Annotated in this window: 16 protein-coding genes; 13 read left to right on the top strand and 3 right to left on the bottom strand. The window is 59.6% G+C overall.

All coding sequences use genetic code 11. The annotated features are described in order from the left end of the window. Positions 1-30 precede the first annotated feature (30 nt). Genes rpsP through rplS form a run of 4 tightly spaced genes read left to right on the top strand, consistent with a single transcriptional unit; the run spans position 31 to position 1989 of the window. On the top strand, positions 31-279 hold the full coding sequence (gene rpsP / locus I6L39_RS09335; RefSeq protein WP_010673084.1) for a 30S ribosomal protein S16: 249 nt from the start codon (positions 31-33) through the stop codon (positions 277-279). 24 nt (positions 280-303) lie between these two features. Further along, positions 304-825 carry a ribosome maturation factor RimM gene (rimM, locus tag I6L39_RS09340; RefSeq protein ID WP_040096753.1) on the top strand — a complete coding sequence of 174 codons (522 nt, stop codon included), beginning with the start codon at positions 304-306 and terminating at the stop codon, positions 823-825. A 34-nt stretch (positions 826-859) separates the two neighbouring features. After that, entirely contained in the window at positions 860-1606 is a 747-nt protein-coding gene (gene trmD, locus I6L39_RS09345) for a tRNA (guanosine(37)-N1)-methyltransferase TrmD (RefSeq protein ID WP_216991625.1), read from the top strand. Between the two features lie 35 nt (positions 1607-1641). After that, complete coding sequence (rplS, locus tag I6L39_RS09350; RefSeq protein WP_005313505.1) at positions 1642-1989, top strand: 50S ribosomal protein L19; 348 nt, start codon at positions 1642-1644, stop codon at positions 1987-1989. Positions 1990-2094: 105 nt separating this feature from the next. Here the strand turns inward: rplS and I6L39_RS09355 are convergent, their stop codons facing one another. After that, positions 2095-2424, bottom strand: a complete 330-nt coding sequence (locus I6L39_RS09355) for an isoamylase early set domain-containing protein (RefSeq protein ID WP_042079294.1) — start codon at positions 2422-2424, stop codon at positions 2095-2097. An 83-nt stretch (positions 2425-2507) separates the two neighbouring features. Next, positions 2508-3182: a DNA mismatch repair endonuclease MutH gene (gene mutH, locus I6L39_RS09360; protein ID WP_209793625.1), complete on the bottom strand. Its 675-nt coding sequence runs from the start codon at positions 3180-3182 to the stop codon at positions 2508-2510. A gap of 731 nt (positions 3183-3913) precedes the next feature. On the opposite strand from mutH, the gene rppH reads away from it, so the two are divergent. The 8 genes from rppH to I6L39_RS09400 all read left to right on the top strand — a co-directional run bounded on the left by rppH (position 3914) and on the right by I6L39_RS09400 (position 11553). Beyond that, complete coding sequence (rppH, locus tag I6L39_RS09365; RefSeq protein ID WP_082035008.1) at positions 3914-4441, top strand: RNA pyrophosphohydrolase; 528 nt, start codon at positions 3914-3916, stop codon at positions 4439-4441. 12 nt (positions 4442-4453) lie between these two features. Beyond that, entirely contained in the window at positions 4454-6733 is a 2280-nt protein-coding gene (gene ptsP / locus I6L39_RS09370; protein WP_216991626.1) for a phosphoenolpyruvate--protein phosphotransferase, read from the top strand. Between the two features lie 66 nt (positions 6734-6799). Further along, a complete protein-coding gene (gene lgt / locus I6L39_RS09375) occupies positions 6800-7624 on the top strand; it encodes a prolipoprotein diacylglyceryl transferase (RefSeq protein ID WP_216991627.1) in 825 nt (274 codons plus the stop codon). Further along, positions 7624-8418 carry a thymidylate synthase gene (thyA, locus tag I6L39_RS09380; protein WP_042079290.1) on the top strand — a complete coding sequence of 265 codons (795 nt, stop codon included), beginning with the start codon at positions 7624-7626 and terminating at the stop codon, positions 8416-8418. The genes lgt and thyA overlap by 1 nt, the downstream gene beginning before the upstream one ends. A gap of 272 nt (positions 8419-8690) precedes the next feature. Then, positions 8691-9881 (top strand): Na+/H+ antiporter NhaA, encoded by a 1191-nt coding sequence (gene nhaA / locus I6L39_RS09385; RefSeq protein ID WP_216991628.1) that lies wholly within the window; start codon positions 8691-8693, stop codon positions 9879-9881. 20 nt (positions 9882-9901) lie between these two features. Beyond that, complete coding sequence (locus I6L39_RS09390; RefSeq protein WP_216991777.1) at positions 9902-10282, top strand: hypothetical protein; 381 nt, start codon at positions 9902-9904, stop codon at positions 10280-10282. Further along, positions 10269-11201, top strand: coding sequence for a transcriptional activator NhaR (nhaR, locus tag I6L39_RS09395; protein WP_042079287.1), 933 nt, complete (start codon positions 10269-10271; stop codon positions 11199-11201). The genes I6L39_RS09390 and nhaR overlap by 14 nt, the downstream gene beginning before the upstream one ends. A 49-nt stretch (positions 11202-11250) precedes the next feature. Further along, positions 11251-11553: a metalloregulator ArsR/SmtB family transcription factor gene (locus I6L39_RS09400; protein ID WP_042079286.1), complete on the top strand. Its 303-nt coding sequence runs from the start codon at positions 11251-11253 to the stop codon at positions 11551-11553. A gap of 49 nt (positions 11554-11602) precedes the next feature. Here the strand turns inward: I6L39_RS09400 and rpsT are convergent, their stop codons facing one another. Next, the gene (gene rpsT / locus I6L39_RS09405; RefSeq protein WP_005308808.1) at positions 11603-11866 is read right to left on the bottom strand and encodes a 30S ribosomal protein S20; all 264 of its coding nucleotides are present in this window, start codon (positions 11864-11866) and stop codon (positions 11603-11605) included. Between the two features lie 191 nt (positions 11867-12057). On the opposite strand from rpsT, the gene murJ reads away from it, so the two are divergent. Further along, positions 12058-13620, top strand: a complete 1563-nt coding sequence (gene murJ / locus I6L39_RS09410; RefSeq protein ID WP_216991629.1) for a murein biosynthesis integral membrane protein MurJ — start codon at positions 12058-12060, stop codon at positions 13618-13620. Positions 13621-13670: the final 50 nt, after the last annotated feature.

Genomic DNA, 13670 nt, shown 5'->3' on the forward strand with positions numbered 1-13670 from the left:
CCTTGTTCATTAGATGTTAATGAGGACGATATGGTAACCATTCGTTTACAACGTGGTGGCGCGAAAAAGCGTCCGTTCTACCAGGTAGTAGTTGCTGACAGCCGTAACGCCCGTGACGGTCGTTTCATCGAGCGCGTCGGTTTCTTCAACCCGGTTGCTGCTGGTAACGCTGAAAAGCTGAACCTGGACCTGGCTCGTATCGAGCATTGGGTTGCTACTGGTGCCGCTGTTTCTGACCGCGTTGCCAAGCTGATCAAAGACGCTGCCAAAGCTGCTTAATCAGCCAAACGGTAGGGAGTTAAGGTGGAAAAACCTGTAGTTCTGGGCACCCTGGGCACCGTTTACGGGATCAAGGGCTGGCTTAAAGTGAACTCCTTCACCGATGTTGCCGAAGCGATTTTCGATTACAACCCCTGGCTGATCAATCAGAACGGGGCGTGGCGTGAGATTCGGGTTTCGGCCTGGAAGCGTCACAACAAGGGTCTGATCTGCAAACTCGATGGTATCGATGTGCGCGAGGATGCCCTGGCATTGACCAATGTCGAGATTGGCGTCCCCGCCGATCTGTTGCCCGCGTTGCCCGAAGGGGAGTTCTACTGGCGTGACCTCATCGGTTGCACCGTAGTGACCACCAAGGGATACGACCTGGGCAAGGTGACCGAATTGATGGAAACCGGCTCCAACGATGTGTTGGTGGTTGAGGCCAATGTAAAAGATGCCTTTGGTGCAAAGGAGCGGTTGATTCCGTTCCTGGAAGAGCAGGTGATCAAGAACATTGATCTGACTGCTCGAACAATCGAAGTTGATTGGGATCCTGGTTTCTAGTTTCCCGCGCTGATACGGGTGCCGGAGGTTTCTTATGTGGATTGGGGTGATCAGCCTCTTCCCTGAAATGTTCCGAGCCATTACCGAGCACGGGGTAACGGGTCGGGCCGTCAAGAGTGGCCTGCTGCAGATTGAGTGCTGGAACCCCCGGGACTTTACCCATGACAAACACCGTACGGTCGATGATCGTCCTTATGGTGGTGGGCCCGGCATGTTGATGATGGTTCAGCCGCTGCGTGATGCCATTCATGCAGCCAAGCAAGCAGCGGGAGACGGGGCGAAAGTCATCTATCTCTCCCCTCAGGGACGCAAGCTGACTCAAGCGGGCGTAACCGAGCTGGCGACGAATCAGAAACTGATTCTGGTCGCCGGTCGATACGAAGGTATCGATGAACGCGTGATACAAACCGAAGTCGACGAAGAGTGGTCTATCGGGGATTACGTGTTAAGTGGTGGCGAACTGCCTGCCATGACCCTGATCGATGCGGTTTCGCGTCTGGTCCCTGGGGTTTTGGGCGATCAGGCCAGTGCCGAGCAGGACTCCTTCACGGATGGCCTGCTGGATCATCCCCACTATACTCGGCCGGAGGTGTTGGATGGGCTGACGGTGCCCGAGGCGCTGACAAGCGGCAATCACGAAGTGATTCGGCGCTGGCGTCTCAAGCAATCGCTCGGACGAACCTGGCAGAGAAGGCCGGAACTTATTAACAACCTAGCTCTGACTGACGAGCAAGAATCACTTCTTGCCGAGTATGTCCGCGAAGTGCGTGACAACGTTTAGTAGAGTTTTCAGTTTATCCTAGGTAAGGAAAGACAATGAGCAAGATTATTCAGCAGCTTGAACAAGAGCAACTGCGTACCGACATCCCGGCTTTTGCCCAGGGCGACACCGTACGTGTTCAAGTTCGTGTTAAAGAAGGTGGTAAAGAGCGTCTGCAGGCTTTCGAAGGCATCGTGATTGCCAAGCGTAACCGCGGTCTGCACTCTGCTTTCACCGTTCGCAAGATCTCCAACGGCGAAGGTGTTGAGCGTGTATTCCAGACTCACTCTCCGCTGATCCACAGCGTAGAACTGAAGCGTCGTGGTGATGTTCGCCGCGCCAAACTGTACTACCTGCGCAACCTGTCCGGCAAAGCTGCTCGTATCAAAGAGAAGCTCAACTAATTCGATTCGAATTGGTGTCGGTATGTCGGCGAAAAGCTCGACAGGTAGTGAAAAGGCTCGCCAATGGCGAGCCTTTTTTGTGTCCGCGATTCGGCAGGCCGGCACTCAGCCCGGCTGGCTGACCCTCACCACCGAGTTGTCCCGCCCGAAGGGACCGGGCACATAGTCATCCGCTTCCCAGTCGTTGTCGTAGAAGGTCTCGCCATTCGGTTGCACCAGCTGGTAGCAATACTCGAAATGGGCGGGGCCGTCGGTGGGAAGGTTGAGCGTCGCCTTGAACTCCCCGCTCTTCATCCTTTTCAGTTCGATGGGTTGCCACTGGCTGAATTCACCCAGCAGCAAGACCTGTTCGGCGTCGCCGGCGGCCTCCTTTTCCACTGCAAAGGTCACCTTGACCTCGGGACGGGACTTGAGAAATTGCTTGTTGATCGGCATATGGACTCCTTGTCACTGGCTGCGAAGAAAGCATTGCTGGTCATTTTTATATCACTCTATGACAAGGATGTTGATAACACAGATCAAAGGGGCAGGGCAAAGTGGCGCTGCAGCAACTGGTGGGTGAACGGGATCTTGAGGTAGAACCCCCGTGGCAGGGTCTGGATCGGCTGGCCGTTGCGACCGATGGCGCGGGTCAGGGCCTTGCTGTTGGCCGCCTTGGGGCGCAGTTGCATCACCTGGCCGTGGCGGGCACTGATCTGCTCCACTTCCCCCAGCACTATCATGTCCATCAGCTCCTCCCAGTCCTGACGCAGCAGCTCATCCTCCTCCTCGCTCGGGCTCCACAGCAGCGGCATGCCGACCCGGCGTTCACCGACCGGGATTTCGCGGCTCCCCTCCACCGGGATCCAGAGCACCCGCGACAGCTTGTTGCGCACGTTCGACTCTTCCCAGCGCTGGCCGCTGATCCCGATGAGGGGGGCCACGCAGACGAAGGTGGTCTCGAGCGGCCGGCCTTGAGGATCGACGGGGATCGTCTTGAGCTCGATGCCGAGATCCGGGAAATCCTGCTCGGGCCGGCTGCCGGCGCTGGCCCCCAGATGCCATTCGATCAATTGCCCCGTCCAGCCCTTGTCACGCCTGAGATCCCGCGGCACCGGGATCCCGGCGGTGGCGGCGAGCTGGGCCAGGGTGAGGCCCGCCATGGCATAGGCGCGGGTCAGCAGCTCCTGTTCTGACTGGGGATTGGCGGGCATGAGGGCTCCTGTGAGAGGGAATGGGTTGGGCATGGTGGATCCTCGAAGGGATCGCTGATTTTATAACCGATCCTTGCCCGGCTATGCACAGGGGGGGCAAGATTGCCGGTTATTATCTATCGTAATGATTTTAAAGCGTTTTGGTGTTTTTCTCCAGCCCGGAGAGGAGAAGGATCCCTGCTGAAGCGAGTTGTCCAAGGGTTTGGACGAGCTGTTTCACATAGTTATCCACAGAAATCTTGGATAACTGAGATAAAGTGGTGATGCAGCCCCCCGTATCAGAAATAAATGTGAGAGCCCGCCGATTTTTCTCGCCATTTCGGTGCAGATAATGCGCCATATCTGTGGATAAATCAGCCTTGGTGGATCTTTGAACAGTCGAACTTGTTCACAATTGACGGTGAGGATCCTTGGGTGCAAAAGACATGGATCTTGATCCAGCACTTAAATTGTAACTTTATGTATTTAAATGGATATTATGTTTAGTTGTGAATCGGGTATGATGTGGTGCCGTGAGACACCACAGTATAAAACTACTGTATATACCTGCTTGATCACAGGCTTATGCACAGTCTGGGTGGGCAACTTGGGCAGCTAGAATGTCCAATTTGTTTATAACTTTGCTTGAAAAGCCAAGTTATTCATGAATGGAAGATGACAGTCCCTGTTTGCCGCCACGGGGTGAATGTGGAACAATCTCGTTATAGATTCAGCCTTTATAAGGTGATCACGTGATAGATGGCGACGGATTTCGTCCCAATGTCGGTATCGTGATCTGTAACCGTGACGGACAAGTATTGTGGGCTAAGCGCTATGGGCAGCACTCCTGGCAGTTTCCGCAGGGGGGGGTTGATGATGGTGAATCGCCGGAACAGGCCATGTATCGTGAGCTGTATGAGGAGATAGGCCTCAAGCCGGACGATGTGACCATCTTGGCGACCAGTCGCAACTGGTTGAAATATCGCTTACCCAAACGGCTCGTTCGCTGGGACAGTTCACCGGTCTGTATTGGCCAGAAGCAGAAGTGGTTTTTGTTGCAGCTCGATCCCGGCAAAGAGTCCAGGATCCAGTTTGGCTGCCATGGTCACCCGGAATTTGATGATTGGCGTTGGGTCAGCTTCTGGTACCCGGTGCGTCAGGTCGTCTCCTTCAAGCGGGAGGTTTACCGCCGGGTGATGAAGGAGTTTGCCCCGCTGGCCATGCCAGTGCCCGTGGTGCAGGCTAATCGAAAGGATGGGCGGCGCAACCGCTCGCGCTAAGGAGCACACTAGTTGCTGACGGAACTCAGACGCATCGTGGAAAGCATGGCCGAGGCCAACACCCTCGAACAGGCCTTGCAAGCATTGGTGAGCCAGACCCGGCTCGCCATGACGGTGGACTGCTGCTCCGTCTATGTCGCCGAGCCAGAGATGCGCCGCTACCGTCTGGCGGCCACCGACGGCCTGGCCGAATCGGCTGTGGGCAAGGCGACACTGCCCTTCGAACAGGGCATCGTCGGTCTGGTGGGTCAGCGTGAAGAGCTGATCAACCTGGCCGATGCCCCGGCCCACCCCAGTTTCAAGTTCCTGCCCGACGTGGCCGAGGAGGCGTTTCGCTCCTTCCTCGGTGCCCCCATCATGCATCAGCGCCAGGTGGTGGGCATTCTGGTGGTGCAGCAGAAAGAGAGTCGGTTGTTCGATGAAGGGGAAGAGTCCTTCATGGTCACCCTGGCGGCCCAGCTGGCGGCTCGCATCGCCCAGGCCCAGGCCAAGGGGTGGTTGCAGAAGACCGACTGGAGCAAGCCCCTGCGTGGCATCGCCGGGGCCAGCGGCATCGCCATCGCCAAGGCTTGGGTGTGGCGCCCGCGCAAGGCGCTCAACACCATCACGCCGCGCAAGGACGAGGACCACGGCAAGCAGCTGGCCCGCCTCGAGCTGGCGGTGGAGGAGGTGCGCCACGATCTGGAGAGCCTGGCGCTGCGCTTTCGCGAGAGTTACAGCCAGGACTCGGTCGCGATCTTCGACATCTATCTGCACCTGCTGGACGACCCAGGCTACATCAAGCCGATCCGCAACAAGGTCAGCAAGGAGCACTGGACCGCGATCTCCGCGGTCAAGCTCATCAGCGATCGCCTGATCGAACAGTTCAAGGGGATGAAGGATCCCTACCTGAGAGAGCGCTCCACCGATGTGAAGGACATCGCCCAGAGGCTCATCAGCCGCCTGGTGCAGGACGAGCCCGAGCAGCTCACCATAGGGGAGCCCGTGGTACTGGTGGCCGACGAGGTGACCGCCACCATACTCGCCGAGATCCCGCGGGAATTCCTGAGCGGCGTGGTGTCGCTCAAGGGGGGGACCAACTCCCATGCCGCCATCCTGGCCCGTGCCATGGGGGTGGCTGCCATCATGGGGGTGGATCTGCCCCTCGGCGACATCGGCGGGCGCACCCTGGTCATCGATGGCTACAGCGGCGATCTCTTCATCGAACCCAACCAGGTGATCCTGACCGAGTACCGGCAACTGCTGAGCGAGGAGCGGGCGCTGGATACCCTGGTGCGCAGTGTCGACAACCAGCCCTCCGAGACCGCCGACGGCACGCCTGTGTCCCTGCTGCTCAATGCCGGCCTCAGCGCCGATACCGAGATCTCCCTCAACCATCTGGCGGACGGCGTCGGACTCTATCGCACCGAGATCCCCTTCATGCTGCAGGACAGCTTCCCCTCGGAGTGGGAGCAGACGGCGCGCTATCGCGGGATCCTGGAGACCTACCGGGACAGACCGGTCTGCATGCGCACCCTGGACGTGGGAGGGGACAAGCAGCTGCCCTACTTCCCCATCGTGGAGGAAAATCCCTTCCTTGGCTGGCGGGGGATCCGGCTCACCCTGGATCACCCCGAGCTCTTCCTGGTTCAGCTCAAGGCCATGCTGCGGGCCAGCGAAGGGCTGGACAATCTGGCCATCATGCTGCCGATGATCAGTAGCGTCAGTGAGATCAAGGCCTCCCGCCGGTTGCTGGATCAGGCCTGGCGCGAGGTGTCGGAGGAGGCGGCGAGCCGCGATGCGGTGATCCGCTACCCCAGCCTCGGGGTGATGATTGAAGTCCCCTCCGCCCTCTATATCCTGCCTGAGATGGCACCCCTCATCGACTTCTGGTCGGTGGGCAGCAACGACCTGACCCAGTATCTGCTGGCTGTGGACCGTAACAACGCCCGGGTCGCCAGCATCTACGACGCCTTCCACCCCGCAGTGATCCGCGCCCTGCAGCTGCTGGTCGATGCCTCTCAGCGCTACCACAAGCCGGTCTCGGTCTGTGGCGAGCTGGCCGGCGATCCGGTCGGCGTGCTGCTGCTGCTGGCCATGGGCTATCGCCGCTTCAGCATGAATACCCACAATATTTCGCGCATCAAGTACGTGCTGCGTCAATCCGACCTCGGGGAGCTGAAGACGCTGCTGGCCGATGGCCTCAAGCACGACAATCCCCACGTGCTGCGCGGCCTGTTTGCCCGCTACCTGGAGGAACACGGGCTGGGCGGCTTGCTGCGGGCGGGCCACAAGGTCAGGCTGCCAGATTGATATTCAGTCTTGTTCCTGCTGGCGAATGATCGGAGAATGCGGCTTTTCCTATGACTGGGGCCGCTTATGCAGCACGACGGATATTGGATTTTCTCGCAGATTGATCCCGTAGCATTCAGTTTGGGACCACTATCGGTTCGCTGGTATGGTCTCATGTACCTGTTCGGCTTCGCCTTCGCCATGTGGCTGGCGGGCCGTCGCGCCGATGCGCCGAACAGCGGCTGGACCCGCAACGAGGTCTCCGACCTGCTGTTCTATGGCTTCCTCGGGGTGATCCTGGGTGGCCGCATCGGCTACGTGCTGTTCTACAACTTCGATCTCTTCCTCGCCGACCCGACCTACCTGTTCAAGATCTGGACCGGGGGCATGTCGTTCCACGGTGGTCTCATCGGGGTCATCACCGCCATGATCTGGTTTGCCCACAAGACCCAGCGCCACTTCTTCACCGTGGCCGACTTCGTGGCGCCGCTCATCCCCTTTGGCCTCGGCGTCGGTCGCATCGGCAACTTCATGAATGGCGAGCTGTGGGGGCGGGTCACCGATGTGCCCTGGGCCATCATCTTCCCGGAGGCGGGCCCCGAGCCGCGCCATCCGTCCCAGCTCTACCAGTTCGCCCTGGAAGGGGTGGTGCTCTTCATCATCTTGAACCTGTTCTGGCGCAAGCATCCACCCCGCGGCGCCATCTCCGGCCTGTTCCTGCTGTTCTACGGCCTGTTCCGCTTCCTGGTGGAGTTCGTCCGTCAGCCGGACAGCCAGCTGGGCCTCTACTTCAACGAGATCAGCATGGGTCAGATCCTCTCCACCCCGATGATAGTGGCGGGTGCGCTCATGGTCTGGGCCGCCTATAAACAGCCCCGTCTGTTCGGCAATGCGCCCAAGGAGGTCAAGTAATGCGTGCCTATCTCGATCTGATGCAGAAAATTCTGGACGAAGGGGCAGTCAAATCCGATCGCACCGGTACCGGTACCCTCTCCCTGTTCGGCCATCAGATGCGCTTCAATCTGGCGGAAGGATTCCCGCTGGTGACTACCAAGAAGTGTCACCTGCGCTCCATCATTCACGAGCTGCTCTGGTTCCTGAACGGTGACACCAATATCGCCTATCTGAAAGAGAACGGCGTCAGCATCTGGGACGAGTGGGCTGACGAGCACGGCGATCTGGGGCCCGTCTACGGTGCCCAGTGGCGTTCCTGGCCGACCGCGGACGGTGGCGTGGTGGATCAGATCCAGAAGGCGGTGGACGACATCAGGCAAAACCCGGATTCTCGCCGCATCATCGTCTCCGCCTGGAACGTGGGCGAGTTGGACAAGATGGCGCTCGCCCCCTGCCACGCCTTCTTCCAGTTCTACGTGGCGGACGGCAAGCTCTCCTGCCAGCTCTACCAGCGCAGTTGTGATGTCTTCCTCGGCCTGCCGTTCAACATCGCGAGCTACGCCCTGCTGACCCACATGATGGCCCAGCAGTGTGACCTCGAGGTGGGGGACTTCGTCTGGACCGGGGGCGACGTGCATCTCTATGCCAACCACATGGAGCAGACGGCGCTGCAGCTCAGCCGTGAGCCGCGGCCCTTGCCGCAGCTGGTGATCAAGCGCAAGCCGGACTCCATCTTCGACTACAGGTTCGAGGACTTCGAGATCCAGGGCTATGATCCCCATCCCGGCATCAAGGCCCCCGTCGCCATCTGAGGGGCCCCTTGCCCCCGGAGACGGACAGTGAAGACGGTTCGACACTCCTGTTCCATTGGCGCCTGCGGGCGCCTTTTTCATGCCTAATGTGAATTATTATGCAGTTTTTGGCGTGAGGAACTGGGGGGGAAGGGGAGGGGAAAACGGTGCTTATAGCAGACACAATCCATTTTGCCTTCGGTTTTCTCGTTGTTACTGGCTGTTAGAAACGATTTTTCATTGAACTACTCGACCCCTAGACTGAAAAGATGCAATTTTACGGGTAGTTAGACATGAGCGATGTATTCAAGCGTTTTCTCAAACTGGAGTCCGCTTCCGGAATAATTCTGATCCTGGCCGCCTTGTTGGCCATGGGCCTGGCGAACTCGGCCCTGGCGCAGCACTATCAGAGCTTCCTCAATACCGAGGTGCAGGTTCGCATCGCGGCTCTCGACATCAACAAGCCGCTGCTGCTCTGGATCAACGACGGCTTCATGGCGATCTTCTTCCTGCTGGTCGGCCTCGAAGTGAAGCGCGAGATGCTGGAGGGGGCGCTCTCCTCCCGGGTGCAGGCCACCTTCCCGGCCATTGCCGCCGTGGGCGGCATGCTGGCCCCCGCGCTCATCTACAGCCTCTTCAACTACGGGGACGAGGCCACCCGGGCTGGCTGGGCCATCCCGGCCGCGACCGACATCGCCTTCGCCCTCGGGGTGATGGCATTGCTGGGCAAGCGGGTACCGACCAGCCTCAAGGTCTTCCTGCTGGCCTTGGCCATCATGGATGACCTGGGGGTCATCATCATCATCGCCTTGTTCTATACCCAGCAGTTGTCGCTGACCGCGCTGGCGATAGGCGTGGTGGCCACCTTGACCCTGCTGTGGATGAACCGCCGTGGTGAGGACAGAATTGGCCTCTACATGCTGGTGGGGCTGGTGCTCTGGGTCGCGGTGCTCAAGTCCGGCGTCCACGCGACCCTGGCCGGTGTGGTGGTGGGCTTTATGATCCCGCTGAACGGCAAGCGCTATGCGTCACCGCTCAAGCATCTGGAGCATGTGCTGCACCCCTGGAGCGCCTTCCTGATCCTGCCGCTGTTCGCCTTTGCGAATGCGGGAGTCTCTCTGGAGGGGATCTATCTCTCGGCCCTGCTCAACCCGCTTCCCATGGGCATCATACTGGGCCTCTTCGTCGGCAAGCCGCTCGGGATCTTCACCATCAGCTGGCTGGCGGTGAAAACCGGTGTCGCCCAGCTGCCGCAAGGAGTGAACTTCAGACAAATCTTTGCCGTCAGCATCCTGTGTGGCATCGGCTTCACCATGTCGATGTTCATCGCGTCGCTGGCGTTCGAGCATGGCGGACTGGACTACGGCAACTACTCGCGCCTCGGGATCCTGGCGGGGTCCACCCTGGCGGCCGTGACCGGTTATATCGCCCTGCGGATGGCGCTGCCCAATCGGGAGGCGAATCAAAGCACGGAGGGGTTATGAAACGACTCGGATGGTTAGTCATGCTGGCGAGTCCTGTGGTCTGGGGAAACGGGCTGGCCGATTGCCAGCAGGATGCGGCCTCGGCCGGTTGTTCGGCCTATCTCAACGGGGTGGTCGACAGCGCCCTGATGCTGGGGGACAAGCAGGCCAAGGCCCGGTTTGGCGAGACCTTCGCCGAGCGGGCCCTGAGCAGCCGGGCCGGCGAGCGGGTCAAGCAGTCCAACAGGCGCTACTGCTCCGAGCGGATGCCGGATCCCGTTCGCCTCAAGGCCCATCTGCAGGCGCAGTTCGACGCGAACAAGGTTGACTCGATCAGCGACATGTATGACATTCTGGCGGTTGAACTCAGCTGCTACCGGAGCCCGCGCAGCGCGGGAACCCCATCGGATGTCACACCTTAACTACAACCACCTCTACTATTTTTGGATGACGCAGAAGAAGGGCTCCGTCACGCAGGCGGCGGAAGCCCTCTTCCTGACCCCCCAGACCGTCACCGGCCAGATAAAGCTGCTCGAGCAGCGCCTCGGCGGCAAGTTGTTGATCAGAAAAGGGAGATCTCTCGAAGCCACCGAGCTTGGCCAGCTGGTGTTCCGCTATGCCGACAAGATGTTCAGCCTCTCCTACGAGATGCTGGATATCGTCAACTACCGCAAGGAGAGCCAGGTCCTGTTCGACGTCGGCATCGCCGATGCGCTCTCCAAGCGCCTCGCCAGCCGGGTGCTGCTCTCCGTCATCCCCAACGACGGCTCCATCCACCTGCGTTGCTTCGAGTCGACCCACGAGCTGTTGCTGGAGCAGTTGAGCGAGCACAAGCTCGACATGATCCTCTCCGACTGCCCGGTGGACTCCAGCCAGCACGCCGGCCTGCTCTCCAAGCGGCTCGGAGGCTGTGGCGTCAGCTTCTTCTGCAAGGCGCCGCTGCCTGAAAAGCCGTTTCCCGCCTGTCTGGAGGAGCGCAAGCTGCTCATTCCCGGTCGCCGTACCGCCATGGGTCGCCAGTTGACCCAATGGTTCGAGCAACAGGGCATCTCTCCCAGCATCCTGGGGGAGTTCGATGATGCGGCCCTGATGAAGGCGTTCGGCTTCTTCAATCAGGGCATCTTCATGGCACCGACCATCTACCGGGAGGAGATCCTGGAGGGGGAGGAGGTGATGCTGCTGGGAGAGACCCAGGATCTGATGGAGGAGTACTACGTCATCTTCGCCGAGCGGATGATCCAGCATCCGGCGGTGAAACGGGTGTGCGAGAGCGACTTCTCCTTCCTCTTTGCCGGGCAGGAGGATTTCACCGCCATTCAACCGGCGAGCCTGTCTTTTTAAATCGTCGAGGTCGGGGTTATGATGGCTGTCTTGCAGGAGAGGGGATGAGATGCAGTTGGAAGAGATGGAGGCGAATGCCGGGCGTGCCGTCACCCTGCTCAAGGCGCTGGCCAACGAGCGGCGACTGTTCATTCTGTGTCAGTTGCTGGAGCGGGAGTTGTCGGTGGGGGAACTCAATGAGCGGCTGGGACTGAGTCAGTCGGCCCTGTCACAACATCTGGCCGTGTTGAGGCGCGATGAGCTGGTGGCGACGAGGAAGGAGGCCCAGACGGTCTACTATTCCCTGCGCAGCCTTGAGGTACGCGAGATGATCGGATTGTTGCACAGGCTGTATTGCAGCGAGCCCAAATAAAAAACCGGCACTAAGGCCGGTTTTTTCAGCTTTCATCAGCGGATGCTGATTAAGCCATGGCTTTGATCTGGGCAGACAGGCGGCTCTTGTGACGAGCAGCTTTGTTCTTGTGGATCAGGCCTTTGGTCGCCATACGATCCATGATCGGCTGAGCAACAGCGAAAGCGGCAGTGGCAGCAGCCTTGTCGCCAGAGGCGATGGCAGCGATCACTTTCTTCAGGTAGGTACGGGTCATGGAACGACGGCTGGCGTTGTGCTGACGACGTTTCTCTGACTGAAGAGCACGCTTCTTAGCAGATTTGATGTTAGCCAAGGTAAAACTCCTAAAACTGTCTTAGCGAGTGTATTGAAAAGGCCCGGAAATATGCCTTCCCAACCACATATTGTCAAATGATTTGTGCAAATAAACACCGCCCCCCGGTGGTGTGTCAGATGGGAGACGGTTAAACTGTCGGCCGATTCTAACAGCATTCTTTTCTTTCCGACAGTTCCAGAGGCCTCGTCTTGAGTAAGAAATTGATCAAATCCGGCATGATAGTGTCCGGAATGACGCTGGCATCCCGTGTGATGGGCTTGGTGCGCGATGTGGTCATCGCGAATCTGCTCGGTGCCGGGGTGGCCGCAGACGTCTTCTTCTTCGCCAATCGCATTCCCAACTTCTTGCGCCGCCTGTTTGCCGAAGGGGCGTTCAACCAGGCCTTCGTCCCCGTGATGACGGAGTACAAGAAAAACGGTGACGAGCAGGCGCTGCGCGATCTGCTGGCCGCGGTGGCAGGTACCCTCGGCGGTATCGTCACCGTAGTGACCCTGCTCGGGGTGCTGGGTTCAGGCGTCCTGACGGCCCTGTTCGGCTGGGGCTGGTTCTGGGACTGGCTGCACGGTGGCCCGGCGGCGGAGAAGTTCGAGCTGGCCAGCCTGATGCTCAAGATCACCTTCCCCTATCTCTGGTTCATCACCTTCACCGCCATGGCGGGAGCCATCCTCAATACCTTCGGGCGCTTCGCGGTTTCGTCGTTCACGCCGGTGTTTCTCAACGTCACCATGATAGGGGCTGCATGGTGGATAGCGCCGTTGCTGGATCGCCCCGAGATCTCGCTGGCCATCGGTGTCTTCCTCGGCGGCCTGGTGCAGTTCCTGTTCCAGTACCCCTTCCTGCGCCAGCTCAACATGCTGGTCTGGCCCAAGTGGGGTTGGCACCATCCCGGGGTGGTGAAGATCCGCACCCTGATGCTCCCCGCCCTGTTCGGTGTCTCGGTCAGCCAGATCAACCTGCTGATCAACACCATGCTGGCCTCCTTCCTGGCCACAGGTGCCATCAGCTACCTCTATTACTCGGATCGCCTGCTGGAGTTTCCCCTCGGCCTCTTTGCCGTGGCCATCAGCACCGTGATCCTGCCGGCCCTGGCCCGCAAGCATGTGGACGCGGATCCGGCGGATTTCTCCCGCACCATGGACTGGGGGGTGCGCATGGTGATGCTGCTGGGCCTGCCCGCCATGGTGGGGATCGCCGTGCTGCGCGAGCCCATACTGCGAGTGCTCTTCATGCGCGGCGAGTTCGGCCTGCACGAGGTGAGCATGTCGAGCGCCAGCTTGCTGGCGTCCACCACAGGCCTGCTCTCCCTGATGCTGATCAAGGTGCTGGCACCGGGCTACTACGCCCGTCAGGACACCAAGACCCCGGTGCGCATCGGCATCATGGCCATGGTGGCCAACATGGTGTGCAACCTCCTCTTCATCTATCCGCTCGGCTACGTGGGGTTGGCGCTGGCGACCGCCTGCTCCGGCACCCTGAACGCGGCCCTGCTGTTCAAGGGGCTCTATCAGCAGAACGTCTACCGGCCCTCCCGCCACACCGGGGTATTTTGCCTCAAGCTGCTGACGGCAAGTCTGCTGATGGGGGGCGTGCTCCTCTACCTCTCCCCGGATCTGGCCCAATGGGGCGCCTGGCACATGAGCAAGGCGAGCATGCAGCTGACCCTGCTGCTCTGCCTTGGCGGGGCGCTGTACGGGATAGTCCTGCTGGCGCTGGGCATCCGGCCAAGACACCTGAAATCAGATCGCCAATAGGGAGCAACCCCGTCTTCATGGCGTCGGACACGGCATCGGATAGCTGAAAT

The sequence above is a fragment of the Aeromonas sp. FDAARGOS 1409 genome (genome assembly GCF_019048705.1).
Classification (GTDB): domain Bacteria; phylum Pseudomonadota; class Gammaproteobacteria; order Enterobacterales; family Aeromonadaceae; genus Aeromonas; species Aeromonas sanarellii.

Coding starts and splice junctions, on each gene's coding strand:
- lgt (WP_216991627.1), top strand. CDS start 6,800: ATGCAGCACGACGGATATTGGATTTTCTCGCAGATTGATCCCGTAGCA.
- I6L39_RS09400 (WP_042079286.1), top strand. CDS start 11,251: ATGCAGTTGGAAGAGATGGAGGCGAATGCCGGGCGTGCCGTCACCCTG.
- thyA (WP_042079290.1), top strand. CDS start 7,624: ATGCGTGCCTATCTCGATCTGATGCAGAAAATTCTGGACGAAGGGGCA.
- nhaA (WP_216991628.1), top strand. CDS start 8,691: ATGAGCGATGTATTCAAGCGTTTTCTCAAACTGGAGTCCGCTTCCGGA.
- nhaR (WP_042079287.1), top strand. CDS start 10,269: ATGTCACACCTTAACTACAACCACCTCTACTATTTTTGGATGACGCAG.
- trmD (WP_216991625.1), top strand. CDS start 860: ATGTGGATTGGGGTGATCAGCCTCTTCCCTGAAATGTTCCGAGCCATT.
- mutH (WP_209793625.1), bottom strand. CDS start 3,182: ATGCCCGCCAATCCCCAGTCAGAACAGGAGCTGCTGACCCGCGCCTAT.
- rpsP (WP_010673084.1), top strand. CDS start 31: ATGGTAACCATTCGTTTACAACGTGGTGGCGCGAAAAAGCGTCCGTTC.
- I6L39_RS09355 (WP_042079294.1), bottom strand. CDS start 2,424: ATGCCGATCAACAAGCAATTTCTCAAGTCCCGTCCCGAGGTCAAGGTG.
- rplS (WP_005313505.1), top strand. CDS start 1,642: ATGAGCAAGATTATTCAGCAGCTTGAACAAGAGCAACTGCGTACCGAC.
- I6L39_RS09390 (WP_216991777.1), top strand. CDS start 9,902: ATGCTGGCGAGTCCTGTGGTCTGGGGAAACGGGCTGGCCGATTGCCAG.